Origin of the sequence: Nitratireductor sp. XY-223, from assembly GCF_004959855.1 — a bacterium.
Taxonomy (GTDB): Bacteria; Pseudomonadota; Alphaproteobacteria; order Rhizobiales; family Rhizobiaceae; genus Hoeflea_A.
In genome coordinates this window covers 1301141-1326450 of record NZ_SPNT01000001.1, presented here as the reverse complement: position 1 = coordinate 1326450, position 25310 = coordinate 1301141, and the positions used below count along the sequence as shown (strand labels likewise).

Here is a 25310-nt window from a genome sequence, read left to right as displayed (position 1 = left end):
GGTCAGTGGCCGACGGGCCCCCTCAGCTTGTAGACACCATCGTCGGACCCCTCGAAAATCTCGGCAATCTGCGGATGCTGGACCGGTTGGCCGCTGTCGTCGGGCAGAAGATTCTGCTCCGACACGTAAGCGATGTAATCCGTGTCCTCGTTTTCAGCAAACAGGTGGTAAAACGGCTGCTCCTTGTGCGGGCGGACGTCCTCCGGGATGGATTGATACCATTCCTCGGTGTTGTTGAAGACCGGGTCGACATCGAAAATGACGCCGCGAAACGGGTAGACGCGGTGCTTGACTGTCTGACCAATCTGAAATTTCGCCGTCCGTGATTTGAGCATCCAAATGTGCCTCCTGAAGACACTAATAGAGGCAAGACGCGCGCAATTTCAACGCCTTTCGGACGAATCCAGTAACAAAACGGTAACTTTGGCATCGCCATGTCGGGCGGGCCGTGCGGTTCGCCGGCTACAATTGCTTGATTATGGGCTGTTTCTGAATACAAATTGTATCGCAACCGCGATTCCCATCCATGTCACAGATCACAGCGCTAATCCTCCCGCTCTTCGGGCTCATTTTTCTGGGCTACGTGACAGCCCGGCTTGTGCGCCAGCCGTCCGATGCGCTTGGCTGGCTCAACATATTCGTTCTCTACCTCGCGCTTCCGGCCCTGTTCTTCAAGCTCCTGTCGCGCACACCGATCGAAGAGCTGGCGCGTTTCGATTTCATACTCGCGAGCCTTCTTTCCACCTACTCGATATTTGCGGTGGTCTTCGCGCTGGCAATCATCCTGGCGCGGGCATCGATCGCTGCCGGCACCATACAGGGACTGGCGGCGGCCTACGGCAATATCGGGTACATGGGACCGAGCCTTGCCATCCTTGCCTTCGGCGAACAGGCGGCCGTTCCAGTTGCCCTGATTTTCTGCTTCGAGAACATCATGCATTTTGCCATCGTGCCGTGCATGATGGCGATTTCCGGTAGCGAGAAGCACCCGTTGCCGACGCTTGCGTTGCTCATCGCGCGCCGCATCGTCCTGCATCCGTTCATCCTGGCGACCATGGCCGGCATCGCGGTCGCCTGGCTCAACCTGCCGATTCCGGACGCGCCCCAGAGGCTGATCGACTACCTGTCCCAGGCAGCGGCACCCTGCGCCCTTTTTGCGATGGGTGTCACGCTTGCCTTACGTCCATTGCGCAGAATGCCGCTCGAGCTGACCTATATCGTACCGGCCAAGCTGGTCGCCCACCCGCTGCTGGTCTACCTCGCCATGGGCCTTGTCGGGGATTTCGACAGTACGTGGATTTTTACCGCGGTGCTTCTTGCTTCGCTCCCGACGGCCACGAATGTGTTCGTTCTCGCGCAGCAGTACAATGTCTGGGTCGAACGGGCCTCGGCCACGGTGCTTATCACCACCGTGCTCTCGGTCATTACAGTTTCATCATTGCTTTACGCGATCACCGCCGGCCTGCTTCCGGCCGATGTCTTTCCCGCCCCTGGGGGCGCCTCAGGAAACTGAAGCCGCTGCCCGGTTCCATGCCCTCGCGCATGGCCAGCACACGCAATGGCGCTATGGCCGAGAGCGCCGCGAGCCCGCCAGAGCGCAGCACCTGTACCGGCAGGAAATCGTGCAGCAGGGTGCGGTTCAGCATATCGACACTTGCCGTGCGCGAAACGACGTCGCTGCGCCGCGCGCGATCGTAGCCGCGCACAGCGGCAATGGCGTTGGCCGGACCGCCGGCGCGATCCAGCGCAGCCACGAACGCCAGCACGTCGCGCAGGCCGAGATTGAGTCCCTGCGCACCGATGGGCGGAAAGACATGTCCTGCCTCGCCGACCAGAACCATGCGCCCGCGGCCGAACGAGCGCGCGATCATGCCGCTGAAGGCAAAGCGTTGCACGGCGCTCTCCACCGCCACCTTGCCCAAAATCGAGTGCATCCGCTCCTCAATCAGCACCGCCAGTTCGCCCTTGGGCCTGGCCTGCATGATCTCCGCCTCGGCCGGCGAAAGAGCCCATACGAGGCTGGACATGCGGCCGGGCAGGGGCACCTGCGTGAACGGACCGGATTCGGTGTGAAATTCGTTCGACGTGTCGGCATGCGGATATTCATGCGAGAAATTGAGGACAACGGCCGTCTGGGGGTAACTCCAGTCGTGGGTCCGGATTCGGGCGGCCTCGCGGACCTTCGAGTTGCGCCCGTCCGCGCCCACAACGAGTTTTGCGGAGATTGCGGAACCGTCTTCCAGGATGACCTGCGCCTGCTCCGCATCCTCGTTTATGGAGATCGCAGCCTTCGGGTAACACGTGATATCGGCACACGATTCAACCGCCGTTGTCAGTGCTTCGAGCAGCGGCGCATTCGGTATGTTGAAGCCAAAGGCATCGATTTCGAGTTCGCTTGCGTGGAAGGTCACGGTCGGCGCGCGAACGAGCCGGCTTGTGGCGTCGATGATGCGCATGGCCCGCAAGGGAGCCGCCGCCGCGCGCACCTCGGGCCAGACGCCGAGTCGTTCAAGCAGTTCGATCGATGGCATCATCAGCGCCGTGGTTCGACCGTCGGCCGCTGCCGGTCGGGGCGCAACCAGCGCAGTCTTGTATCCGCGCTGCGCAACAGCGAGCGCCGCAGCGGAACCGGCGAGGCCCGCGCCAATCACCGCAATGTCGAATGTCTCGCCCATGACCTGTTTCCTCACCGTATTCACCGGTTGTCACCCTATCACCACCGGCGCATGAAACATAAGAAAAGACAGTCGGTCGGACCATCTGCCGCAGCCCAAACATTGGGCCATGTGCGCAAATGTTTTGCACTGCATCATTCGTGGATGACAGCAGAACCGCGGCCTGCAATTATGTGTCAAAAATTTGAAGCTCTTTATAATCGTTCGATCTTTCCGGGATATGCCGACTGCGCCTAGGATCATTACCGGTTGGATCCGCTTCAATGCGGGGGAGGAAATTTTGGCTCATCACGAACCTGGGCACAGCGATTGCCTATTGGAAGTGCGCGGCTTGACCAAGGTCTTCGGCGAATTGCGCGCCAACGATCATATAGACCTGGAGATCAAGTCCAGCGAGATTCACGCGCTTCTCGGCGAAAACGGCGCCGGTAAATCAACACTCGTCAAGATGCTGTTCGGCTCGCTGGAGCCGACATCCGGTCAGATATTCTGGAAGGGCAACCCGGTCACCATCGGCAGCCCCGGACAGGCACGTGGGTTTGGCATCGGTATGGTGTTCCAGCACTTCTCGCTCTTCGAGGCGCTGACGGTCGCGGAGAACATCGCGCTTTCCATGGACGACGATGTCAGCATCGAGAATATCTCCGAGCAGGCCGCAGTCCTTTCACGCGAATACGGCCTGCCGCTCGATCCCAACGCCCATGTGGCGGATTTGTCCGTCGGCGAACGCCAGCGCATCGAGATCGTCAGGACCCTGCTGCAGAACCCCGAGCTCATCATCCTGGACGAGCCGACATCCGTTCTGACACCGCAGGAGGCCGACAGGCTTTTCGAAACGCTCGAGAAAATCCGCTCAGAGGGCCGGTCGGTCCTTTATATCAGCCACCGGCTCGAAGAGGTCCAGCGCATCTGTGACCGGGCGACCGTCCTGCGTCACGGCAAGCTGACCGGCGACTGCGATCCCCGTGCCGAGACCCCGGCATCGCTTGCCCGCATGATGGTCGGCTCCGAGGTGAAGTCCGTTTCGAACACCGGCGGCAAGGTCACCGACGAAGTGCTCATCGAGGCGCGGGGACTGTCCGCGCCGGCCCGCACCCCCTTTGCGGTGGCGCTCAAGGATATTGATTTGACGGTTCGCGGCGGCGAGATCATCGGCATTGCCGGCGTGGCGGGCAACGGACAGAGCGAACTGTTCGACGTCCTGTCCGGCGAGGAACTGGTCGACAATCCCGGTGACATCAACATTTGCGGAAAAGACGCCGGCCGGCTCGGCATTTCGGCCCGCCGTCTTCTTGGCGCTGGCTTTGTGCCGGAGGAACGGCACGGCCATGCCGCCGTCTCCTCGATGACCCTGTCCGAGAACATGGTGCTTGCAAGGCACCGTTCCGACGCGGCCGAGTTTCTGACCGGCGGTCCCTTGAAGGTCATCCGGCACGATGTCGTCCGGCAGGCGTCCGAGCGGATCATCAAGGAAATGGATGTTCGCATGTCCGGGGAGGACCCGGATGCATCGTCGCTGTCCGGCGGCAACCTTCAGAAATTCATTGTCGGCCGCGAGCTCGACCGGAAACCTTCGGTGATCGTCGTCAACCAGCCGACCTGGGGAGTCGACGCAGGCGCCGCCAGCCGCATCCGGCAGGCGCTGATCGATCTCGCCAATGCGGGATCTGCGGTTGTTGTGATCAGCCAGGACCTTGACGAGATATTCGAAGTCGCGACCAGCATTGCTGTGATCAATGAAGGCCGGCTTTCGGCCGCTGAGCCAGCGGAGAACATGACACTCGAGCGGATCGGCCTCCTTATGGGCGGCATCCACGGCGAAGACACGCCGGTCGAAGAAACACGGATGGAGGCCGCCCATGCGCATTGAACTGGAACGCAGACCCGGCCACTCGGCGTTTTTTTCCGTCGTTTCGCCGTTCATCGCACTCGGGCTGACCATCATCGCCGGTGCCATCATGTTCACCGCGCTCGACAAGAACCCGATCGACGCCCTCTTCAGCTTCTTCATCGAACCGCTGACCGAGGTCTGGTCGCTGCATGAGCTCGCCATCAAGGCGGCGCCGCTGATCCTGATCGCCGTCGGCCTGTCCGTGTGCTTCCGGTCGAACAACTGGAACATCGGCGCGGAGGGACAGTTCATCCTCGGCGGGGTTGTCGGCTCGATCGTGCCGATCATGTTCCACCAGTGGGATTCCTGGCTCGTCCTGCCTGTCATGCTGATCATGGGCATGGCCGGAGGCGCCGCCTATGCCGCGATACCGGCCCTGCTGAAAACCAGGTTCAACACCAACGAGATCCTGTCGAGCCTGATGCTTGTCTATGTGGCGCAACTTTTCCTCGACTGGATCGTGCGCGGTCCGTGGCGCAATCCGGAAGGCTTCAATTTTCCGGAAAGCCGCGAGTTCGACGTCGAAGCGATCCTGCCCGAGCTGCTGCCGGCATCCGGCCGCGCCGACCTTGCCATCATCTTTGCGGTCATCGCGACGCTGCTGACTTGGTTCATGATGCGCTACATGCTCAGGGGCTTCGAGGTCTCGGTGCTCGGACAGTCGGCCCGTGCCGGCCGGTTTGCAGGCTTTTCCGCGAACAAGATGGTGTTCTTCGCCTTCCTGTTCTCCGGTGCACTGGCAGGCCTTGCAGGCATATCCGAGGTGTCCGGTTCGATCGAACAGCTCCAGCCGGTGATCTCACCGGGCTACGGCTTCACCGCCATCATCGTCGCCTTCCTTGGACGCCTCAATCCGCTCGGCATCTTTGCCGCCGGGCTGATCCTGGCGCTGACCTATCTCGGCGGCGAAGCGGCACAGATCTCGATCGGCCTGCCTGACAAGATCGCCCGCGTGTTCCAAGGCCTGCTGCTGTTCTTCGTCCTGGCTTGCGACACACTGATCCACTACCGCGTGCGGCTGAAATTCGCCTCGCATGCCGAACTCGCCGGGGAGGGCGCCTAGATGGAACTGATCGTAGCCGTACTTCTGACCGTTACGACAGCGGCGACGCCGCTGCTGCTGGCCGCCATGGGCGAGCTGGTCGTGGAGCGGTCCGGTGTCCTCAATCTCGGCGTTGAAGGCATGATCGTGGTGGGCGCCGTTGTCGCCTTCGCCACCGCGCAACTCTCAGGCAATCCGTATCTCGGTGCGCTGTGCGGAGCTCTGGCGGGCTGCGCCTTCTCGCTGCTCTTCGGATTTCTCAGCCTCACGCTGGTGACCAACCAGGTTGCAACGGGACTGGCACTGACCATCCTCGGACTTGGACTTTCCGGCATGATCGGCGAGAATTTCGTCGGTCAGCCCGGTGTCCAGCTCGAACCGATTGCCATTCCGCTGCTTGCCAGCCTGCCGCTTGTCGGGCCGCTGATCTTCAACCAGGACATCATCTTCTACCTGTCCATCCTGTCGGTTGTCGGCGTCAGCTGGTTCCTGTTCAGGACCCGCATCGGCCTGCAGCTGCGCGCCATCGGCGACAGCCACGGCTCTGCCCATGCACTCGGCATCTCTGTCATCAAGACGCGGTATCTCGCCGTCATGTTCGGCGGCGTGTGCGCCGGCCTCGCAGGTGCGCAGCTGTCGCTCGTCTACACGCCGCAATGGGTAGAGAACATGTCCGCCGGCCGCGGCTGGATCGCACTTGCGCTCGTTGTCTTTGCAAGTTGGCGCCCGCTGCGCGTGCTCGCCGGCGCCTATCTGTTCGGTGCCGTTACCATCGGACAGCTGCATGCCCAGGCGCTTGGCTTCGGAATTCCGTCGCAGTTCCTGTCGGCGCTTCCCTATCTGGCGACAATACTCGTCCTTGTGCTGATCTCGCGGAACAGGCGCTTGACACTGATGAACACGCCGGCTTCGCTCGCCCAATCATTCGTCCCGGATCGATAAACCACCATAACAGAAGAGGTGAACACGATGAAAAAGACACTTTTGGCACTAACGGCAGCCGCTGTGGTCAGCCTTGGCGGGACCGCCGCGCAGGCCGCAACGAAGATCTGCTTCGTTTATGTCGGCTCGAAGACCGACGGCGGCTGGACCCAGGCGCATGACATCGGCCGCCAGGAACTCCAAAATCATTTCGGCGACAAGATCGAGACGCCTTATCTCGAGAACGTTGCTGAAGGACCGGACGCCGAGCGCGCCATCGAACGCTTCGCGCGGTCGGGCTGCGAACTGATTTTCACGACATCGTTCGGTTTCATGGAACCGACCCTCGACGTCGCCAAGAAGTTCCCGAAGGTGAAATTTGAACACGCCACCGGTTACAAGACGTCCGACAATGTCACCAGCTACAACTCGCGCTTCTATCAGGGCCGCTTTATCCAGGGTCAGATCGCCGGACAGATCTCCAAGACCGGCGTCGCCGGCTACATCGCGTCCTTCCCGATCCCGGAAGTGGTGCGGGGCATCAACTCCTTCCTTCTCGGCGCCCAGTCGGTCAACCCTGATTTCAAGATCAAGGTCGTCTGGGTGAACTCCTGGTTCGATGCCGGCAAGGAAGCTGACGCCGCAAAGGCGCTGGTTGACCAGGGCGTCGACATCCTGACCCAGCACACCGACTCGACGGCACCGATGCAGGTCGCCGCTGAGCGCGGGATTCACGCCTTCGGACAGGCCTCCGACATGATCGAGGCAGGCCCCAACACCCAGCTGACTGCCATTATCGACAGCTGGGGCCCTTACTACATCAAGCGCACACAGGCGATGATGGACGGTACCTGGAAAACCCAGTCCACCTGGGATGGCCTCATCGACGGCATTCTCACGATGGCGCCCTATACCAACATGCCGGACGACGTGAAGCAGATGGCCATGGAAACGGAAGCCAAGATCACCAACGGTGAGCTGCATCCGTTCACCGGCCCGGTCACCAAGCAGGACGGTTCCGAGTGGCTGAAGGACGGCGAAACCGCCGATGACGGAACGCTGCTGGGCATGAACTTCTACGTCATGGGCGTGGACGACAAGCTGCCGCAGTAATCGGTTTCTTGCATAAATTGAAAAGGCGCCGTTCCGGCGCCTTTTCTTTTTGCATATCTCGGAACAGAGCGTCCTCCGGCACTGACGTCATTTCAAAGACGTTGAAAAATCGCGAAGGAGCGCCTTGCTTGAATGAATGCGACATGAACCGAATCTTCAACGGGTGTTCAGTCTGTCCGCGATAGGGTGTGGATACGCTCATACGAGAGGAAAGACCGATGTTACACGCATACCCGTTCACAGCCGTGATCCGCGCGCACCTCGCCGCCACCGGTATTGTCTGCTCTGCAATCGTAGCATCCACGATAGGAATGGCTGGATTTCCCGGGCAGGCACAAGCCGAAGGCACGCAGTTCAAAATCCAGATGGCTACGTCCGACATGCAGAATGCCGAAAACACAAATGGCCGGAACGAAGTCCCGGGTCAGAAGAAATTGAAGAGCTCCTCTCGGGAGGAGCCGCAAAAGGCATTCGATTCTTTTCTGATATTCAAGAATCCGGGTGCAGGTGCAAAATAGCGGCACCGGCTGCGACGATGGCAAAGGCCACCACGCCTCACACCGATTGGGGAAGTCTGCCGCATGTACTGCCCATTCTTCAAGCACCTGGGGAAAGGGTATCGGACGGGACCTGCACGGGACGGCCGTTCCTGTCCACGGCAACGAAAGTAAAATGCGCGTCCGTCACCTTCTCGTGCGCACCGTATCTGTCGCGCAGTACCCAGGCCTCGACATGGATCTTCATCGATGTGCGGCCGACATGCTCGAGATCGGTATAGACACACACCACGTCGCCGACCTTGACCGGCCGGATGAATTTCATCGCCTCGATGGCGATCGTCACGACCCGCCCGCGCGCCCGCTGGCCCGCCGCGATTCCGGCCGCGAAATCCATCTGGGATACGACCCAGCCGCCGAATATGTCACCGGCCGCATTGGTATCGGCCGGCATCGCCATGGTCCGGATCGTGAGCTCGCCCTTGGGGCTGTCTTCGCTTTCCTGCAATTTGGTCCACCTGCAAAGCTGTGCCCATAAAGCAATACACACTTTGGCGGTGGACCAGAAGTTCGAAATTCCACCCGGATGCTGCGCTGCGGGACAGGAGGCTTTATGTTGCCGCGAATTGCCGTAGACTGCCTCCATGCCGAGAGCCAACCCGCATCGCCCGTTCACTCCGGATCCAGCGCAGATGGAATGCGCGCCTGAGATTTCAGGCAATGCGGTCAACGGACTTGGCGAAGAAAAGTTCCGGCGCCCCGAAATTGTCTATTGGTCGCCCGATCCCGACGCCATTCCGCACGGGCGGCTGCAGAGGTGGTTTTACACCGTAAACCCGAACGAACCTGCCATCGTCGAGCAGCGCGCGGCACGGCAGAAGATCCTCGACGCGCCGCTGCCGGATCTGTCGGAGCGGCAGGTCGAGCGAACGCCGGAAGCCTGGACTGAGGCGCTCCAGCAATATGTCTCCGCAGGCCATTGCGAGCAGGTCGGCGCGACACCGCTCGACCGCGACTGGCTGTTTGAGGGCCAGGAAACGCCGTTCTCGAATGTCATCGTCATCGGCGTACAGCATGATTACGAGGCGATTTCCGAAGCGCCGAAACCCCGTGCCGGCGGCGAGGTGATGCGCCAGTACAGCCGCGCGGCCTTCGCCGCCAAGGCGATCGCCGGATGGTTACGGCGCTCCGGCTGGGATGCGGACCCGGTGACCGGGCCGATGGCCGGCAAGATCACGCTCATCCCGCCGGCCATCGCCAGCGGCTTCGGCGAACTCGGCAAGCACGGTTCGCTGATCACGCCTGAGATGGGCGCCAGTTTCCGCCTGTCAGCCGTGCTGACGGACGCGCCGTTCGCGCCGACGCCGCCCCGGCCGTTCGGGCTCGATGATTTCTGTCTGAGCTGCCGCGTCTGCGAAGACGCCTGCCCACCGGAGGCGATCTTCCCGGAAAAGCAGACCGTGCGTGGCGAAACCAAATGGTATGTCGATTTTGACAAATGCCTGCCGTTCTTCAACCAAACCCACGGCTGCGCCATCTGCATCGCCGAGTGCCCCTGGAGCCGCCCCGGCGTCGGCATCAAGCTGGCGGAAAAACTCGCGCGCAGGGCAGGGCGGCTGGCAGCCGTCTGACAGCGCCGCCACACTATCGCTCGCCCTCCATTCCGATCCAGGGGTTGTACGGCGGCGAAACCACAATTAGAAATAACAAACAACGGTTTATCTTTGCAGGCCATGGGCCGGCGCGCCGCGACCGGCTGGACGGGAGGGGTTCATGTCCGATCACGGACAGGCGGACGACGAAGGCGAAGACCGGGCCTTGGCGGTCGATGCCGTCGTTTCCGAGAAGATAGACGCGGATGAATACATCAAGCGTTTGCTGCCGGCGCATCGCGAGCACCAGAGGCTGTTTTCCCGCCTGCTGGTCTTCTGCCTTGCTCTGATTTTCGTTACCGGGATGGTCCAGATCCCCGAAACAACGGCGGAACAACCTCAGAACCTTACGCTCTTCGGCGCTCCGCTGCCGCTCGACATCTATCTTTACTCCGTGCTGGTGTTCTTTGTCCTCTTTTCCGTCCCCTATTCGGCATCACGGCTCCGCTCGTCCGAAACGCACAACCTGATCGCGGCCCTGTCCATCCTGCAGGGCAACAGGGACAAACCGCTCCTGTTGCGGATCAAGTCCGGCTGCAAGCCAAGTCACGGTTATACCAAGCACCGATACGTCACCGCTCTCATGGATGGCGGTTTCCACTCGGTCAAAACGATCACGGACAACGCGTCTCCGTTTTTAAGCTTCGCATCGCGGCTGACAAACAAATACGTCATACACCCGGCGATGTGTTTCGTGCCCCTTATCGGAGTAGGGGTGACGGTGGGAAAGCTGTACGAAGCGATCAATAGGAAAAATGACGACGAAACTTCGTCATTCATATGCACAAAGATCCTGAATTGCCCGTCCGGCCGCCGGCCAGTGGTCGACTATTTCCTGGATATGAACGTATGGCAGAGCCTCGGCACGGCGGCCATAGCGGTTGGGACACTCCTGGCGATCCTCTATTGCTGGAACGCGTATCGCAGTGTCCTGCTGGGCATCGAAATCCAGAAAAACGCCCGGGATCTTCTCATCTGGTCGAACCATCCCTCGCTCAGATATCTGCGCGGAAAACCCGACTGAGACGGGGCAGGGTGTCCGTCAGACAGCTGCCGCCTGCCGGTAGGCATGCTCGAGGCCCGGCATGACATTAGCCTTCGTCACGTCGCCACCGGCCCAGCGCATCACCTTCGGGTCCATGACCCGCCGCCACCAGGGCGGCACCACTGCCATAACGAAGCAGCCTGGATAGCCGCTCGGCAGGCGCGGCAGTTCCTCGAAATCACGCAAGGCCTGGTAGGGCCGCAGAGGATTGGCGTGATGGTCGGAGTGACGCTGCAGGTGGAAGAGCATCAGGTTCGAAACGATGTGGTTGGTGTTCCAGGAGTGACGCGGCGCGCATGGCTCGTAGCGCCCGTCTTTCCGTTTCTGCCGCTTGAGGCCGTAGTGCTCGACATAGTTGGCGAAGGTGAGCTGCAGCCATCCGGCAAAATGATGGATGACAAGGAAAGGCAGCACGATCCAGCCCAGCGCCAGCAGCAGTGCGATGGCCACGAGAAGAGCAATGGCATAGCCCTGCAGGATGTCGTTGCGGACGATCCAGAATCCGAAGCCCTTCGCCTCCAGTCGGTCGCGCTCCAGCATCCAGCCGCGCCGCGCCCCGCCCGGGATCTCGCGCAGGGCAAAATGGTAGACGCTCTCGCCGAGCCGCGCCGAGGCGCTGTCTTCCGGTGTCGCCACATGCGTGTGGTGGCCGCGATTGTGCTCGATGGAAAAGTGGCTGTAGCCGGTCAGCGCGCAGACGAGCTTGCCGCCCCACCGGTCGATCGGGTTGAGCTTGTGGCCGAGTTCATGCCCGACGGCGAGCCCGCCGCCGGACGCGGCTCCGGCGCCCAGCGCCAGCGAAACATAGGCCCAGACCGGCAGGCTTGCGGTCGCGGCAACGACCGTGCAGATCAGGAAGCTCGCCCACAGCACCGGCACGGAACAGAAGAGAAGCATCCGGTAGTAGCCGTCATCGGAAAGCTCTTCGACCACCTCCTCCGGCGGATTGTTCGTATCCTCGCCGAAAGCGACATCGAGGATCGGCACGACAAGATAGTAGAAAGTCAGAGGCACGAGCGACCACAGCGGCGCGCCGCTCCACGCGAGCATCAGGGCCGAGGCGCCCGGAACGGCGGGTGCCAGCACAGACGCCCACCACAGATGCCGTTTCGTATCGTGATACGAAACCTTCCCGCCGTCCTTCGATGCCGCGACGAATATCATCCTTGCGCTGCCTTTGCCTCCGTGAAGGCAGAAGACTAGCACAGTTCGGCGGCCGCAGACATGAAGCTTGCGCTTTTGTACCGTGCGTTGACATCCACGACCGATTTTCCTAAAGACCTTCCATCAACAGGAAAAGACGATGTTTTTCGCGCTCAACAGTAGTCCAAGCTCATATGCGTCCGCGCTTCGCGGTCGAGGGCTTTTGCGTGTGCGGTAAACCGTAGTCACATCGAAACGTTTTCGACCCGGAAGCAAGCGCTTGCCGGGTTTTTTGTTGCCCGGGTCGCCAACAGGAAGACCACTTCCATCCTCCACCAAGAGGAGCAGCCGGGCAACGGAGGGCCCACCGAACTTCGATACTTGAGCGGTGCCGGTTCGACACCAGCCTGCTCCTCTAAAGAGAGTGAACCAGCAAGGTGCTGGCGCAGACTGCTAATCTGTCGGGGCTTGTAAAAGCTTGCGGGTCGGGACCGCCGCTCTCTGCCAATCCCCCAAAACTGAAAAATGGAGTTTGGCGGAGGAGGTGGGATTCGAACCCACGAGACGGTCTCCCGCCTGCCGGTTTTCAAGACCGGTGCCTTCAACCACTCGGCCACTCCTCCGGACGCGCCTTCATGCGACAAGTGGATTGGATTTTCAAGATGGCGTGCGCCAAAATTTGCCGGGCGGGCCGTTTGTCGGCGAAGCTTTCACCAGCCATTAACCACGATCCGACGTATTCGACTCAAATGCGACGAAATGGCCGTGATGTCGCGCTCAAAGGATTTCTTCGGACCGCCTTTTGAGGCATTATGCAATTTCCGCCATTAAGGCATTGGGATTTAAGCCTAAATGGTGTATGTAAACATCAGCAGTTCTGCGTTCAGCGAAATCGGAACGAAAAAATTGATGCGATACGGTTTTGCCAAACCCAGATCCGGCCCGGAGCGCGACTGCGCGAAATCCGGCGACATTCTGCATTTCATCCGCTTCGGTATCCTCATTTCGGCCGGCCTCGCGCTCAGCGCCTGCGGCGGCAATCCGGACAACCGCGCGGAAATCAACGACAAGGTGAAGTTCACCTCGAAGGACTACGGCGTCTCGGCCAGCAAGCGCGTGACCACCTCGAAGAAGGTGCGCAAGGGCGGCGGCACCTACAAGGTCGGCAAGCCGTACAAGGTCAAGGGGCGCTGGTTCCATCCGAAAGAGGAGAAGGACTACGACAAGCGCGGACACGCCTCCTGGTACGGGCCGAATTTCCACGGCCGCCTGACCGCCAACGGCGAGGTCTACGACCAGTATCACCTGTCCGCGGCGCACCCGACATTCCCGCTGCCGAGCTATGCGCGCGTCACCAATCTGAAGAACGGCCACTCCGTCATCGTCCGCGTCAACGACCGCGGACCGTTCGAGAAGGGCCGCATCATCGACGTGTCGAGCAAGACCGCCGATATTCTCGACATGAAGCGCGAGGGCATCGCCAAGGTGCGCGTGCAGTATATCGGCAAGGCACGCATGGACGGCCGCGACATGCGCTACCTCTCGGCCTCCTTCACCAAGGATGGCCGCAGAACGCCGATCCCGGGCACGGACACCAGCCGGCCCGGCATCATGCTGGCGCTCAACAAGCGCAGAAAACCGGCTGATACGGCCTTCGCCGCCGGCGAGGTCAAGCTTGCGTCTGCCGTAATCCCGGCAGCACCGGCCCACGTGGCCCTGGCGCCGCCGAGCGCCGAGCCCGCTGTCAAGGGCGGCCGGCTGCCGGCCGTGGGCGATATCGCGCTTCCCGAAATCGGGCCAATCCCGCGCGAACGCCCGTCTCAGCTTCCGGCGCTCGCCGGGACTGAACCGAGGGTGTCTCCGGCGCTGGCATCTTATGCTCAAAGGCGTGTCGAGCAGCAGTCAAAAACCCCGTTCCGCGTCCTGTTTACCGGCAACAGCCGCCTGACCGGCGATATGGTCGCCGCCTCCTGGAAACGCAGAAACCACTGATCATTTAACCCTTCCCGAGGATCGTCGTTGATCGGCGGCTGCACGGTTGCTAACCTTCCGTGCAGGGGTACTGCGTAACCAGGGATTCGGGATTTATGTTCAGGCTGTTCGGGTCTTTCTTGTTCACGGCCACGCTGCTGGCAGTGATTGTCCTTCCAGGCGGTGCCGCCGCGCAGATATTCGAAACCAAAGCCAAGCAGGCCTATCTCATCGAAGCCGAGACCGGAACCGTTCTATTCGCCAAGAACGAGGACGATCTCATCCCGCCTGCGTCGCTCGCCAAGCTGATGACCATGGAAATGGTCTTCAACGCTCTCAAGATGGGACAGCTGACGCTCGAGGATGAATTCCAGGTCTCGGAAAACGCCTGGCGCACCGGCGGCGCGGTTTCGGGCACGTCCACCATGTTCGCCGAGATCAATTCGTCGATCCGGCTGGCCGACCTCATCCGCGGCGTCATCGTCCAGTCGGGTAACGATGCGTGTATCGTCATCGCCGAGGGCATGGCCGGCTCAGAGGACAATTTCGCCGAAATGATGACGGAACGGGCCCGTGCGCTCGGGCTCGAAAAATCGGTATTCGGCAATTCCACCGGGCTTCCCCACCCGGACGCGCGGGTCACCGTCCGCGAGCTGGTGCTTCTTGCCCGCCACATCCAGCAGAGCTATCCCGAGTACTACACGATATACTCCGAGCTCGATTTCACCTGGAACAAGATCTTCCAGCGCAACCGCAACCCTCTGCTGCGCTCCAATATCGGGGTCGACGGATTGAAAACAGGCTTCACCGAGGAATCGGGCTACGGCATCGTCAGTTCGATCCAGCGCGACGGCCGGCGCCTGTTCCTGGCGATGAGCGGCATGAGCAGCATCAAGGAGCGCGCCGAGGAAGCCCGCAAGATGCTGGAATGGGGCCTGCGCTCCTTCGAGAAGAGGGAGCTGTTCGCCGACGGCGAGATCATCGGAAATGCATCCGTTTACGGCGGCGAGCGATCGAAGGTCGCGCTGATGGCTGGCGGACCGGTGAATATATTCGTACCGGTGACCAATGCCGACCGGCTGAAGGCACGCATTGTCTATGACTGGCCGCTGACGGCGCCGGTCGACGAGGGCCGACCGGTCGGCACGCTCAATGTGTGGATCGGCGACACGCTCAGCCAGCAGACACCGCTCTTCGCCGCCGAATCCGTTCCCAAGGGCCCGTTGCACAAGCGCGCCTTCGACGCCCTGCAGGAGCTGATGCTGTTCTGGCTGTGACCTGGAATACCCGTTGGCGCACAACGCCCCTTAACGCGGTTTGTCTGGACGCAGGGGAAAAAGCCCCGTAATAACGGTGCCGGAATGGCAAGGAATTGGCTTCTTTGAAGGGACATTTCATAACATTCGAGGGCGGCGAAGGCGCTGGAAAGTCGACACAAATCCAGTATCTCGCCGAGGCACTGAGGGCGCATGGATTCGAAGTGGTCATGACGCGTGAACCCGGCGGCTCTCCCGGCGCCGAAGCGGTTCGTCACGTGCTTTTGTCCGGCGCTGCCGAGGAGTTCGGCGTGCGCATGGAGGCCATCCTGTTCGCCGCCGCGCGAAGCGACCATGTCGAGGAATTGATACGGCCCGCCGTCGATGCCGGCAAGATCGTCCTGTGCGACCGCTTCATGGATTCCTCGCGTGTCTACCAGGGCGTCACCGGCGGGCTGGAGCCGGAGTTCATCAACGGACTTGAGCGGATCGCCGTCAACGGAATGGTGCCGGACCTGACGATCATACTGGACCTGCCGGCGGAGGTCGGGCTGTCACGGGCCCGCGCGCGCAGCGACGACAGGGGAACCAAGCCGGACCGCTATGAAAAGGAAGCGCTAGCGGTTCAGGAAAAGCGGCGGGATGCGTTTCTCGATCTTGCCGCACGCGAGCCGCAACGCTGCAAGATTGTCGACGGCAACCAGCCGGCCGACGCGATTGCGCAGGAAATCGAGAAACTGGCATTCGAACTGCTCGACGGCGCCGAACCGAACGGAACCGACCGTGCGGAAGCAGAACCCTCATGAGCAACGACACCGGTGTCCTCGACGGTGCCATACCGCCGGCGCAAAACACGCGCCTGTTCGGACACGAGGCAACGGCTGAGTTCCTTGCCGGCAGCTACCGCTCCGGACACCTGCATCACGCGCTGCTCCTAGAGGGGCCGGAAGGCATCGGAAAGGCGACGCTGGCCTATCGTTTCGCCTATCACATCCTGACCCATCCCGAGGCCGGGAATGCGCCGCCGACGCTTGACGACCCCGATCCCGACTCCCCGGTTTTGCGGCAAATTGCCGGCGGGGCCTCCCACAACCTGATGCACCTGGCGCGGCCGCTCGACGTCAAGACCGGCCGCGTGAAATCGGCGATAACGGTCGACGAGGTCCGCCGGGCAGGGCACTTTCTGTCCCAGACATCGGGAACAGGCGCCTGGCGCATCGTGATCGTCGATCCCGCGGACGACATGAACCGCTCGGCGGCGAACGCGATTTTGAAAATCCTCGAGGAGCCGCCGAGGAAGACGCTCTTCCTGGTGCTGTCGCACGCGCCCGGCAAACTTTTGCCGACGATCCGCTCGCGATGCATGCCCGTGCGCCTTGAGCCGCTTTCGGAGGAAAACATGCGCAAAGGCCTCGATCACCTTGGCCTGACCGCGCATCAGGACTCTGCCGTGGTCGACGCCGTCATCGACAATGCCGGGGGCAGCCTTTCAAACGCGTTGCTGCTGTTGCGTTATGGCGGCCTTGAGATCGCGGAAACCTTCGAACAGATCCTGGAGGCAGGCGAGGGGGCTTCGCGCGTGCAAATGCACGCATTGGCGGATTCGCTTGCGGCAAGGGACCGCGAAATGGCCTACACCTTCTTTTGCCGATACGTTCTGGACAGGATATCGGCGATGGCGGTCAGCGCAGCGTCAACGCAGAACCTCCATGCGGCCAATCACTGGGCGACCACGGCCGGCACCCTGGAGGAAAACCTGGCGATCGCGGACGGTTACAATCTCGACCGCAAGCAGACGGTCCTGTCCGTTTTTTCTTCGCTGTTTCGAATGCCGGCGGCATAGCCACCGCGAATATTTTGCCGTATGACGGCAGCGAACCCGTAGCCGAAACGGTTACACCACAACCGAAAAGATGACACGAGACGAATGAGCGACCGCGAACGCTTTTACATCACCACGGCCATTTCCTATCCCAACGGGAAGCCGCATATCGGCCACGCCTATGAACTCATCGCGACCGACGCGCTTGCGCGCTTCCAGCGCCACGACGGCAAGGACGTCTATTTCGTGACCGGAACGGACGAGCACGGTCAAAAGATGCTGCAGACGGCCCGCAAGGAAGGCCTGCCCGTTCAGGAGTTTGCCGACCGCAACGCGGCCGAGTTCCAGCGCATGGCCGTAGAGCTGAATGCGTCGAACGATGATTTTATTCGCACCTCCGAAGAGCGTCACCACCTGTCGAGCCAGGCGATCTGGCAGAAAATGGTCGACACCGGCGACATCTACAAGGACACCTATGCCGGATGGTATTCCGTCCGCGAGGAGGCCTATTACCAGGAAAGCGAAACGGAACTGCGCGACGACGGCGTTCGCTACGGTCCGCAAGGCTCGCCCGTTGAATGGGTGGAAGAGGAAAGCTATTTCTTCCGCCTGTCGGCCTATCAGGACCGGCTTCTGGAGCACTATGAGCAGCATCCCGACTTTATCGGGCCGGACGCGCGAAGAAACGAGATCGTCTCATTCGTCAAATCCGGATTGAAGGACCTTTCGGTGTCGCGCACCACCTTCGACTGGGGAATCAGGGTCCCGGACGAGGACGGCCATGTCATGTATGTCTGGGTCGACGCGTTGACCAACTACATTACCGCGCTCGGTTATCCGGATACTGACAATCCGCTTTGGGCCTACTGGCCGGCCGTGCACATCATCGGCAAGGACATCATACGCTTCCATTCGGTCTACTGGCCGGCGTTCCTTTGGTCGGCCGGCGTCGAGTTGCCCAAGCGTGTCTACGCGCACGGCTTCCTGTTCAATCGCGGCGAGAAGATGTCCAAGTCGGTCGGCAATGTCGTCGACCCGTTCTCGATGATCGAGCACTACGGGCTCGACCAGGTTCGCTACTTTTTCCTGCGCGAGGTGCCGTTCGGCCAGGACGGCAACTACAGCCACGAGGCGATCGTCGGCCGCATCAACTCCGACCTCGCCAACGATCTCGGCAACCTTGCCCAGCGCTCCTTGTCGATGATTGCCAAGAACTGCGAGGGCCGGGTCCCGCAGCCCGGTGAACTATCCGATCCGGACCGCGCCATTCTGGATGCCGCGGACGCATTGCTGGGCGAGACCCGCGCGGCCATGCAGCGGCAGGCCATCCACAGCGCGCTCGCCTCGATCTTTGCCGTGGTCTCCGAGGCCAATCGATACTTTGCCGGCCAGGAGCCGTGGGCGTTGAAGAAGACCGACCCGGAGCGCATGGGCACGGTCCTTTACGTGACGGCGGAGATCATCCGGCAGGTCGCGATCCTGTGCCAGCCCTTCATACCCCAATCTGCCGGTGAGCTTCTCGATGTCCTTGCCGTCGATGCGGGCGAACGCGATTTCGACCAACTCGGCGGGGCAGGGCGTCTCGTGGCCGGCAACGCGCTTCCCAAACCGCAGCCGGTCTTCCCGCGCTACGTGGAACAGGAACAGTCAGAGTAACCGGGCCATGCTTGTCGACAGCCACTGCCATCTGGATTTCCCGGACTTCGATGCCGAGCGCGATGCCATCGTGGAGCGGGCGCAGGCGGCGGGTGTCGAACGCATGGTGACGATCTGCACGCGGGTCGCCAATTTCGACCGCGTCCGGGCCATCGCCGAACGGTACGACAATGTCTATTGTTCCGTCGGAACCCATCCGCACAATGCCGATGAGGAGCTTGACGTCACGCCGGATGACCTGGTGCGCCTGAGCGATCATCCAAAAGTCGTCGCGGTCGGCGAGGCGGGTCTCGACTACTATTACGACAACGCCCCGCGGGAGGCACAGGCGACCGGCCTGCGCAATCACATCATCGCGGCGCGCGAGACGCAGCTTCCCCTCGTCATCCATGCCCGCGACGCAGACGCCGATATGATCGCCATTCTCAAGGAGGAAAGCGCCACTGGCGGCTTCCCCTTTGTCCTGCATTGTTTCTCGTCCGGAGCCGCGCTCGCGCAAACGGGGATCGAGCTCGGCGGCTACGTTTCCTTCTCCGGCATCCTCACCTTCAAGCGATCCGACGAATTGCGGGAGATCGCCAGGGGCCTGCCGGTCGACCGCCTTCTTGTAGAAACCGACGCGCCATATCTCGCACCGCCGCCGCATCGCGGGCAGCGCAACGAGCCGTCCTATGTCGTTCACACCGCGCAGGTGCTGGCCGACACGCTCGATATGCCGACCGATGCGCTTTGGCGGGAAACGAGCGAAAATTTCTTTCGGCTCTTTTCCAAGGTGCCGAAACCGGAAGCCGGCGCATGATCGTCAACCAGCGTTTCACCCTTCTCGGCTGCGGTTCCTCGCCCGGCGTGCCGCGGGTGACGGGCGACTGGGGCGCCTGCGATCCGTCCAATCCGAAGAACAGGCGGCTTCGGGCATCGCTGCTGATCGAGCAGACGGACGCCAACGGCAAGACCACCTCCGTTGTCATCGATACCGGTCCGGATTTCCGTACCCAGATGATCGCGGCCGGTGCGACACGGCTCGACGCCGTAGTCTATTCGCACCCCCATGCCGACCATATACACGGCATTGATGATCTGCGCGGCTTTGTATACGCGCAACGCAAGCGTATCCCGGTCTACGCCGATGCGCCGACCATGCAACGTCTTCGCGAAGGCTTCGATTACTGCTTCGAGAAGCCCAACGGCAGCAACTATCCGCCGATCGTCGATGGATATCTCATTGAAAACACCGAAGATCCGATCGTCATAGACGGGGAGGGGGGACACATTACCCTGCTCCCGTTCGAGCAATTGCACGGCGATATCACATCCCTCGGCTTCCGTGTCGGCAATATCGCCTATTGCAGCGACGTCAGCGGTTTTCCCGACGCCACACCGCCGAAACTCCGGGATCTCGACGTCCTGATCATCGACGCGTTGCAGTACAAACCGCATCCAAGCCATCTTTCGCTCAGCGAGGCACTGGAGTGGATCGAGCGGTTGAAGCCGAAGAAGGCCGTGCTTACCCATATGCACATACCGCTCGACTACGACACGGTCGCGCGTGAGACGCCGGATCACGTGGAGCCGGCCTATGACATGATGGTTCTTGAACAGACTTTGGAGATTGCCGGTGACTGATGCGAACGCGAACACATCGAAACGTTCAAGCATGGACCGGGTTCGCGACAGTGCCGACGAACTCGGTCTCGACATCGAGATCAGGCGCATGGATCAGTCGACGCGCACTGCGCAGGAAGCTGCGGATGCCTGCGGTTGCAAGGTCGGTCAGATCGTCAAATCGCTGGTTTTCGAAGACGCCGCAAACGGCCAATTGATATTATTACTTGTAGCAGGTAATAATAATGCGGATATCGATCACCTGGCTGACCGCTATGGCATGAAGCTGCAGCGATGCGACACCCGGAAGGTCCGGAATGAGACCGGCTTTGCCATCGGCGGTGTCGCACCCATAGGCCACATCAATCCGATCAGGACCTGCGTCGACGAGACATTGCTGAAGCACGACGTCGTATGGGCTGCCGCCGGTCGCCCGGACAGCGTCTTTTCCGTCGATCCCAATACGCTGGTCGCGGCAATCGACGCCGAGATCATCACTGTCATGAAATAGCGGCGCGGGACGTTTGCCATGCACCGGAAATTCTGGATACCGATCCTGGCAATACCCGTGATCTATCTGGTCATCGCGTTTTCACTGACGTTGATCGGGCCGCGTGTCGGCAGCACCAGGAGCCTCAATTTCGATCGGCTCCCATCCGCTGATTCCGGCGTCCAGCCAAGACCGCTGCAGACGTTCGAGGCGCGCGACGGGCAGGCGCTTTCACTCGCGCATTATCCGTCAGACAGCAATCTGAAAGTGATCCTGTTGCACGGATCCGGCTACCACGGCGCTTATCTTGCGCCGCTGGCCGACCATCTGGCTTCGAACGGCGTGGCAGATGTCTACGTGCCGAATGTCCGTGGCCATCACGGTTCTGGAGACAGGCGCGGTGACGTGGACTATGTCGACCAGCTCGAGGACGATATCGACGAAGTGGCGGCGCTGATCCTGCAGGACAGCCCGGACGCCAGGATCTGCATCGGCGGTCATTCGTCCGGCGGCGCGCTCGCCATGCGCTACGCATCCGGTGAATACGGATCCTTGATTTTCTGTTTCTTCGGCCTTGCACCGTTTCTCGGACCCGATGCACCGACCATGCCGGAAACGGACTCCGGCTGGGCGCACATATCGTTGCCGCGCATCATCGGATTGTCGATGCTGAACAATGTCGGCATTCATGTCCTCGACGGCCTGGAGACAATCCGTTTCAATCTGCCGGAACCATATCGCGACGGCACCGAAACGCTTGGCTACTCCTGGCGGCTGATGACGAATTTTGCGCTGAACCGTGACTTTGAAAGCGACATCGCCGGGTTGCCGGAGGAGTCGCTCGTCCTTGTCGGAAGCGATGACGAGGCGCTGGACGCCGATGCATTCGTGCCGCTGTTTGCGAAGCTGGGCAAGCAGGCCCAGGTGATCGACGGGCTTGATCACTTCGGCATTGTGCTCGACGAGGGCGTCATGGAACGCCTTGGCGACTGGTTGTCGCAACACTGAGGCGCCAATACCGCAATATCAGCGCACAGCAATAAGTTCCATAATCTATCTTATGCGATCTTTGGATAAGGAGATCCGTTGCCCTGAACATGGCCGCCGGCGCTGTCTAGGCCGCCACGGCGATCTCCTCCTCCAGAGCGTATCCGCTTAGAAGATCTATTTCCGTATCGCTGGAAAAATCCGACGGCGTGTATTCATTCGCAGGCAGCGTCTTGTCCAGGATGCCGAGCTTCTGGTACGCATCGGCGACAAGCTCGCTGCAGAACAGACTTGAAATGTCCGCTTCGTTCGCGCCGAACGGACCGTCAAAAGCCGCCTTGATCAGCTCGATCTCATTGAGCTCATACGGCTTGCCTTTGTAGAGCTCGCGAAGCTCGACGAGCTGCGCGTGATGGTCCGATGACAACGCTTTGTTCAAACGGCGGATATTGACTTCGCCGTCGTAGGTCCGGATGCGCTCGCTCAGGGGCACGATCTGGACGCCCTTGTTGTATTTGCCCGTATCGATATCCTTGAACTTCGACAGTGTCGTCGATTCCCACAACGCCATGAGATTGTACTCTTCAAGAAAGTAGACGAGGCCGACATGCGACCATTTGGATCCGGTCGCGAATTTGATACCGGCACTGAGACCGCCCTTGCCGGAAAACAGCACAACATCGCCGGTTTTGAGGTGCGATCGAAGTTCGGAGTATTGCGTTACCATGGTTGTTCCTCCCTGCCCGATCTCCGTATCGTGCCGGATAATCAGGAAAACGACTGTGGTGATTGTCACGAAAACGGCCCGGGCTTGTTTGCTGCACCGTGAATTGTCGCCGGTGCCTTTCTTACCGCTGTCCATCGGCATCCGGTTCCGTTAAAGATGCGGCCATGGAACCGTCACGACATATCGACCGCCTGATCGAAATCATGGCCGCGCTGCGCGATCCGCAATCTGGCTGCCCGTGGGATGTCGAGCAGGATTTTCAATCCATCAAGCCCTATACGATCGAGGAAGCCTACGAGGTGGCGGACGCAATCGAGCGCGACGACCTCGACGATTTGTGCGACGAGCTTGGCGATCTGCTGCTGCAGGTCGTGTTCCACGCGCGCATGGCCGAGGAGGACGGCGCATTTGATTTCGGCGATGTCGTTCACGCCATCACGCGCAAGATGATCCGACGGCATCCGCACGTCTTCGCGGTCTCTTCCGCAGACACGCCCGAAGGGGTCAAGATCCAATGGGAAGAGATCAAGGCGCTGGAGAAGGCCGAGCGCACTCAACGGCGCCTGAAACACGGCAAGGACCCGAGTGACGAGGCGGGCCTGCTTGACGGTGTGCCCCGCGCCCTGCCCGCGCTCTCCGAGGCGATCAAGCTGCAGCAGAAGGCCGCAAAGGTCGGCTTTGACTGGAGCGATGCCGCGCCGGTGCTCGATAAGATCGAGGAGGAAATCGCCGAGCTGAAAGCGGCCCTGGCGCACGGTGAAAAGGACAAGGTCGGCAGCGAGTTCGGCGACCTTGTATTTGCGCTCGTCAATCTGGGTCGCCATGTCGATATCGACCCGGAAATGGCATTGCGCGGAACCAATTCGAAATTCCGCCGCCGGTTTTCGTTCATCGAGAAAGCGCTCGATGATGCTGGTGAGGACATCAATGCCGCCACGCTCGATCGCATGGAAGACCTGTGGGGCAAGGCCAAAGCGCACGACTAGGTCCCTGCCCTGAACAAATGCGCGTAAGGACGCGGGTATCATGGACGGACAATGCCAGTGCGGCGCCATCCGTTTCAGGCTGAACGGCAATCCCGTTGAGACCTATGTCTGCCACTGCCGTGAGTGTCAGCGGCAGTCTTCGTCGGCGTTCGGCATCTCAGTCTTCATGCACCGGCCGGATGTGGAACTGCTGCGGGGATCGCCGAAAACGTGGTCAAGGCCGACCGATTCCGGCGGGGTTCTCGACTGCTATTTCTGCCCCGACTGCGGCACCCGTCTCTGGCATATCGGCCGCGACTGGCCGGACAGGGTCAGCGTCAAGGGCGGCACGCTGGACACGCCGCCGGATCTTTCCGACGCCACCCACATCTGGACGTCGCGAAAGCTCCAGGGCGTTGTCATTCCCGAAGGCGCGAGGACGTGCGCGTACGAACCGTCTTATAGTGAATAATTATGCGATTACAGTGTGTTACGACGCAACGCGTCGGCGGCGTTCGAACTCGGCCATCTCGTGCTGGGTGATTTCCAGGTCCAGCGCAACACTGCCGTCCTCCTTGTCGTCGCGATCCAGCACATTGGCATGGTCGTAGAGCCACGCCATATGCGACAGCTCCCTGGGGCGAAGCACCACGGTTTCGCTGAGCAGCGTACCCGACAGGGTCTCCTCGATCAGGGCGAGCAGCCCGTCGATGCCCTTGCCCGTCACCGCTGAAACAGCGGCAACACGATCCGATGAGGCCGACTTGCCGATCATGTCGTCGACCGCCGTCTGCGGCAGCAGATCGATCTTGTTCCACACCTCTATGATTTCGGTGGGACTTGATCCCGGCCGGTTGACGCCAAGCTCGCTAAGAATGCGCAGGACATCGGCGCAATGGGCCTGGTTGTCCGGATCGGACATGTCTCGCACATGCAGGACGAGGTCGGCCTCGAGCACCTCTTCAAGCGTCGCACGGAATGCGGCGACCAGATGGGTCGGAAGGTCCGAGATAAAGCCAACGGTATCCGACAGGATCACCATGCGCCCGTGCGGCAGCGTCATGCGCCGCAGGGTCGGGTCGAGCGTGGCGAAAAGCATGTCCTCGGCAAGCACGCCGGCGCCGGTGATCGTGTTGAACAGTGTAGACTTGCCGGCATTCGTGTAGCCCACCAGGGCAACGACCGGATGCGGTACTTTCTTGCGCTTGGCCCGGTGCAGTTGCCGTGTCCGCCTGACCTGCTCCAGCTCGCGCTCCAGCCGGACGATCTTTTCCTGCAGGATGCGCCTGTCGGCCTCGATCTGTGTTTCACCGGGCCCGCCCATGAAACCGGCGCCGCCGCGCTGGCGCTCAAGGTGCGTCCAGCTTCGGACCAGCCGGCCCTTCTGGTAGTTCAGATGGGCAAGCTGCACCTGCAGCACCCCTTCCTTGGTGGAAGCCCGCCGGCCGAATATTTCGAGGATCAGGCCGGTGCGGTCGATGACCTTGGCCTTCCAGGCTTTTTCGAGGTTGCGCTGCTGCACCGGTGTCAACGGGTGGTCGACGATGACGAGACCGGCATCGAGGCTGACGACGAGACCGGCGATCTCATCCACCTTGCCGGAACCGATCAGCGTTGCCGGGCGGACCGTGTTCAGCGCCACGATATCGGCATGCACGACGTCGAGCTCGATCGCCTCGGCCAGTCCGACGGCCTCCGCGAGCCGTGTTTCACCGGGGCGCGATAGCCGGGATATCTGCTCGCCGCCGCCCGATGCGGGCGACACGGATTTCAGGACGGGAACAATGACAAGCGCGCGGGTGGCATCCCATCGCCCGTCCGTTTCCGTCTGGTTGTTTCCGATGCTGTTTTCGTG

The 25310-nt window shown here is 61.1% G+C and carries 25 protein-coding genes and 1 tRNA gene; 19 read left to right on the top strand and 7 right to left on the bottom strand.

Annotated features, from left to right (window positions below; all coding sequences use genetic code 11):
* Positions 1 to 2: 2 nt before the first annotated feature.
* Positions 3 to 335, bottom strand: coding sequence for a heat shock protein HspQ (gene hspQ, locus E4M07_RS06025; RefSeq protein ID WP_136657350.1), 333 nt, complete (start codon positions 333 to 335; stop codon positions 3 to 5).
* Positions 336 to 526: 191 nt separating this feature from the next.
* Here hspQ and E4M07_RS06020 point away from each other — a divergent pair, with 191 nt between their 5' ends.
* Positions 527 to 1513 carry an AEC family transporter gene (locus E4M07_RS06020; protein WP_136657349.1) on the top strand — a complete coding sequence of 329 codons (987 nt, stop codon included), beginning with the start codon at positions 527 to 529 and terminating at the stop codon, positions 1511 to 1513.
* Here E4M07_RS06020 and E4M07_RS06015 read toward each other — a convergent pair.
* The gene (locus tag E4M07_RS06015; protein WP_136657348.1) at positions 1452 to 2675 is read right to left on the bottom strand and encodes a UbiH/UbiF family hydroxylase; all 1224 of its coding nucleotides are present in this window, start codon (positions 2673 to 2675) and stop codon (positions 1452 to 1454) included. The two genes, E4M07_RS06020 and E4M07_RS06015, sit on opposite strands and share 62 nt — an antisense overlap.
* 280 nt (positions 2676 to 2955) lie before the next feature.
* Here E4M07_RS06015 and E4M07_RS06010 point away from each other — a divergent pair, with 280 nt between their 5' ends.
* The 5 genes from E4M07_RS06010 to E4M07_RS05990 all read left to right on the top strand — a co-directional run bounded on the left by E4M07_RS06010 (position 2956) and on the right by E4M07_RS05990 (position 8160).
* Positions 2956 to 4545 (top strand): ABC transporter ATP-binding protein, encoded by a 1590-nt coding sequence (locus E4M07_RS06010; RefSeq protein WP_246660368.1) that lies wholly within the window; start codon positions 2956 to 2958, stop codon positions 4543 to 4545.
* Positions 4535 to 5629, top strand: a complete 1095-nt coding sequence (locus E4M07_RS06005) for an ABC transporter permease (RefSeq protein ID WP_136657346.1) — start codon at positions 4535 to 4537, stop codon at positions 5627 to 5629. The genes E4M07_RS06010 and E4M07_RS06005 overlap by 11 nt, the downstream gene beginning before the upstream one ends.
* On the top strand, positions 5630 to 6550 hold the full coding sequence (locus tag E4M07_RS06000; protein WP_136657345.1) for an ABC transporter permease: 921 nt from the start codon (positions 5630 to 5632) through the stop codon (positions 6548 to 6550). It begins immediately after the preceding gene.
* 27 nt (positions 6551 to 6577) lie between these two features.
* On the top strand, positions 6578 to 7642 hold the full coding sequence (locus E4M07_RS05995; protein ID WP_136657344.1) for a BMP family ABC transporter substrate-binding protein: 1065 nt from the start codon (positions 6578 to 6580) through the stop codon (positions 7640 to 7642).
* A 218-nt stretch (positions 7643 to 7860) separates the two neighbouring features.
* Positions 7861 to 8160, top strand: a complete 300-nt coding sequence (locus E4M07_RS05990) for a hypothetical protein (protein ID WP_136657343.1) — start codon at positions 7861 to 7863, stop codon at positions 8158 to 8160.
* A 79-nt stretch (positions 8161 to 8239) separates the two neighbouring features.
* Here the strand turns inward: E4M07_RS05990 and E4M07_RS05985 are convergent, their stop codons facing one another.
* Positions 8240 to 8599 carry an acyl-CoA thioesterase gene (locus E4M07_RS05985; RefSeq protein ID WP_246660382.1) on the bottom strand — a complete coding sequence of 120 codons (360 nt, stop codon included), beginning with the start codon at positions 8597 to 8599 and terminating at the stop codon, positions 8240 to 8242.
* A 232-nt stretch (positions 8600 to 8831) separates the two neighbouring features.
* Between E4M07_RS05985 and E4M07_RS05980 the strand changes: the two genes are divergently transcribed.
* Together E4M07_RS05980 and E4M07_RS05975 are read left to right on the top strand one after the other, a co-directional pair.
* Positions 8832 to 9770 carry a 4Fe-4S dicluster domain-containing protein gene (locus tag E4M07_RS05980; protein ID WP_206057177.1) on the top strand — a complete coding sequence of 313 codons (939 nt, stop codon included), beginning with the start codon at positions 8832 to 8834 and terminating at the stop codon, positions 9768 to 9770.
* A gap of 142 nt (positions 9771 to 9912) precedes the next feature.
* The gene (locus tag E4M07_RS05975; protein ID WP_136657340.1) at positions 9913 to 10815 is read left to right on the top strand and encodes a hypothetical protein; all 903 of its coding nucleotides are present in this window, start codon (positions 9913 to 9915) and stop codon (positions 10813 to 10815) included.
* Between the two features lie 18 nt (positions 10816 to 10833).
* Here E4M07_RS05975 and E4M07_RS05970 read toward each other — a convergent pair whose 3' ends face one another.
* Together E4M07_RS05970 and E4M07_RS05965 are read right to left on the bottom strand one after the other, a co-directional pair.
* Positions 10834 to 12000 (bottom strand): alkane 1-monooxygenase, encoded by a 1167-nt coding sequence (locus E4M07_RS05970; RefSeq protein WP_136657339.1) that lies wholly within the window; start codon positions 11998 to 12000, stop codon positions 10834 to 10836.
* A 512-nt stretch (positions 12001 to 12512) separates the two neighbouring features.
* Positions 12513 to 12602, bottom strand: a tRNA-Ser gene (locus E4M07_RS05965).
* A gap of 286 nt (positions 12603 to 12888) precedes the next feature.
* Between E4M07_RS05965 and E4M07_RS05960 the strand changes: the two genes are divergently transcribed.
* The 9 genes from E4M07_RS05960 to E4M07_RS05920 all read left to right on the top strand — a co-directional run bounded on the left by E4M07_RS05960 (position 12889) and on the right by E4M07_RS05920 (position 21784).
* Entirely contained in the window at positions 12889 to 13971 is a 1083-nt protein-coding gene (locus tag E4M07_RS05960) for a septal ring lytic transglycosylase RlpA family protein (protein ID WP_169054101.1), read from the top strand.
* A 95-nt stretch (positions 13972 to 14066) separates the two neighbouring features.
* Positions 14067 to 15227, top strand: coding sequence for a D-alanyl-D-alanine carboxypeptidase family protein (locus E4M07_RS05955; RefSeq protein WP_136657337.1), 1161 nt, complete (start codon positions 14067 to 14069; stop codon positions 15225 to 15227).
* A gap of 95 nt (positions 15228 to 15322) precedes the next feature.
* A complete protein-coding gene (gene tmk, locus E4M07_RS05950) occupies positions 15323 to 16012 on the top strand; it encodes a dTMP kinase (RefSeq protein ID WP_136657336.1) in 690 nt (229 codons plus the stop codon).
* Complete coding sequence (locus tag E4M07_RS05945; RefSeq protein ID WP_136657335.1) at positions 16009 to 17049, top strand: DNA polymerase III subunit delta'; 1041 nt, start codon at positions 16009 to 16011, stop codon at positions 17047 to 17049. Before tmk ends, E4M07_RS05945 begins: the two co-directional genes overlap by 4 nt.
* Positions 17050 to 17133: 84 nt before the next feature.
* Positions 17134 to 18684 carry a methionine--tRNA ligase gene (gene metG, locus E4M07_RS05940; RefSeq protein WP_136657334.1) on the top strand — a complete coding sequence of 517 codons (1551 nt, stop codon included), beginning with the start codon at positions 17134 to 17136 and terminating at the stop codon, positions 18682 to 18684.
* A gap of 7 nt (positions 18685 to 18691) precedes the next feature.
* Positions 18692 to 19483, top strand: coding sequence for a TatD family hydrolase (locus E4M07_RS05935; RefSeq protein ID WP_136657333.1), 792 nt, complete (start codon positions 18692 to 18694; stop codon positions 19481 to 19483).
* Positions 19480 to 20307, top strand: coding sequence for an MBL fold metallo-hydrolase (locus E4M07_RS05930; protein ID WP_136657332.1), 828 nt, complete (start codon positions 19480 to 19482; stop codon positions 20305 to 20307). Before E4M07_RS05935 ends, E4M07_RS05930 begins: the two co-directional genes overlap by 4 nt.
* Positions 20300 to 20797: a YbaK/EbsC family protein gene (locus tag E4M07_RS05925; protein WP_348640516.1), complete on the top strand. Its 498-nt coding sequence runs from the start codon at positions 20300 to 20302 to the stop codon at positions 20795 to 20797. The genes E4M07_RS05930 and E4M07_RS05925 overlap by 8 nt, the downstream gene beginning before the upstream one ends.
* Positions 20798 to 20815: 18 nt before the next feature.
* Positions 20816 to 21784, top strand: coding sequence for an alpha/beta fold hydrolase (locus E4M07_RS05920; protein ID WP_136657331.1), 969 nt, complete (start codon positions 20816 to 20818; stop codon positions 21782 to 21784).
* A 106-nt stretch (positions 21785 to 21890) separates the two neighbouring features.
* Here E4M07_RS05920 and E4M07_RS05915 read toward each other — a convergent pair whose 3' ends face one another.
* Positions 21891 to 22559 carry a YiiX/YebB-like N1pC/P60 family cysteine hydrolase gene (locus E4M07_RS05915; protein WP_169054100.1) on the bottom strand — a complete coding sequence of 223 codons (669 nt, stop codon included), beginning with the start codon at positions 22557 to 22559 and terminating at the stop codon, positions 21891 to 21893.
* 95 nt (positions 22560 to 22654) lie between these two features.
* On the opposite strand from E4M07_RS05915, the gene mazG reads away from it, so the two are divergent.
* Together mazG and E4M07_RS05905 are read left to right on the top strand one after the other, a co-directional pair.
* A complete protein-coding gene (gene mazG, locus E4M07_RS05910; RefSeq protein WP_136657329.1) occupies positions 22655 to 23476 on the top strand; it encodes a nucleoside triphosphate pyrophosphohydrolase in 822 nt (273 codons plus the stop codon).
* 40 nt (positions 23477 to 23516) lie between these two features.
* The gene (locus E4M07_RS05905) at positions 23517 to 23927 is read left to right on the top strand and encodes a GFA family protein (RefSeq protein ID WP_136657328.1); all 411 of its coding nucleotides are present in this window, start codon (positions 23517 to 23519) and stop codon (positions 23925 to 23927) included.
* Positions 23928 to 23945: 18 nt separating this feature from the next.
* Here E4M07_RS05905 and hflX read toward each other — a convergent pair whose 3' ends face one another.
* Positions 23946 to 25298 (bottom strand): GTPase HflX, encoded by a 1353-nt coding sequence (gene hflX, locus E4M07_RS05900; RefSeq protein WP_136657515.1) that lies wholly within the window; start codon positions 25296 to 25298, stop codon positions 23946 to 23948.
* Between the last annotated feature and the right edge of the window lie 12 nt (positions 25299 to 25310).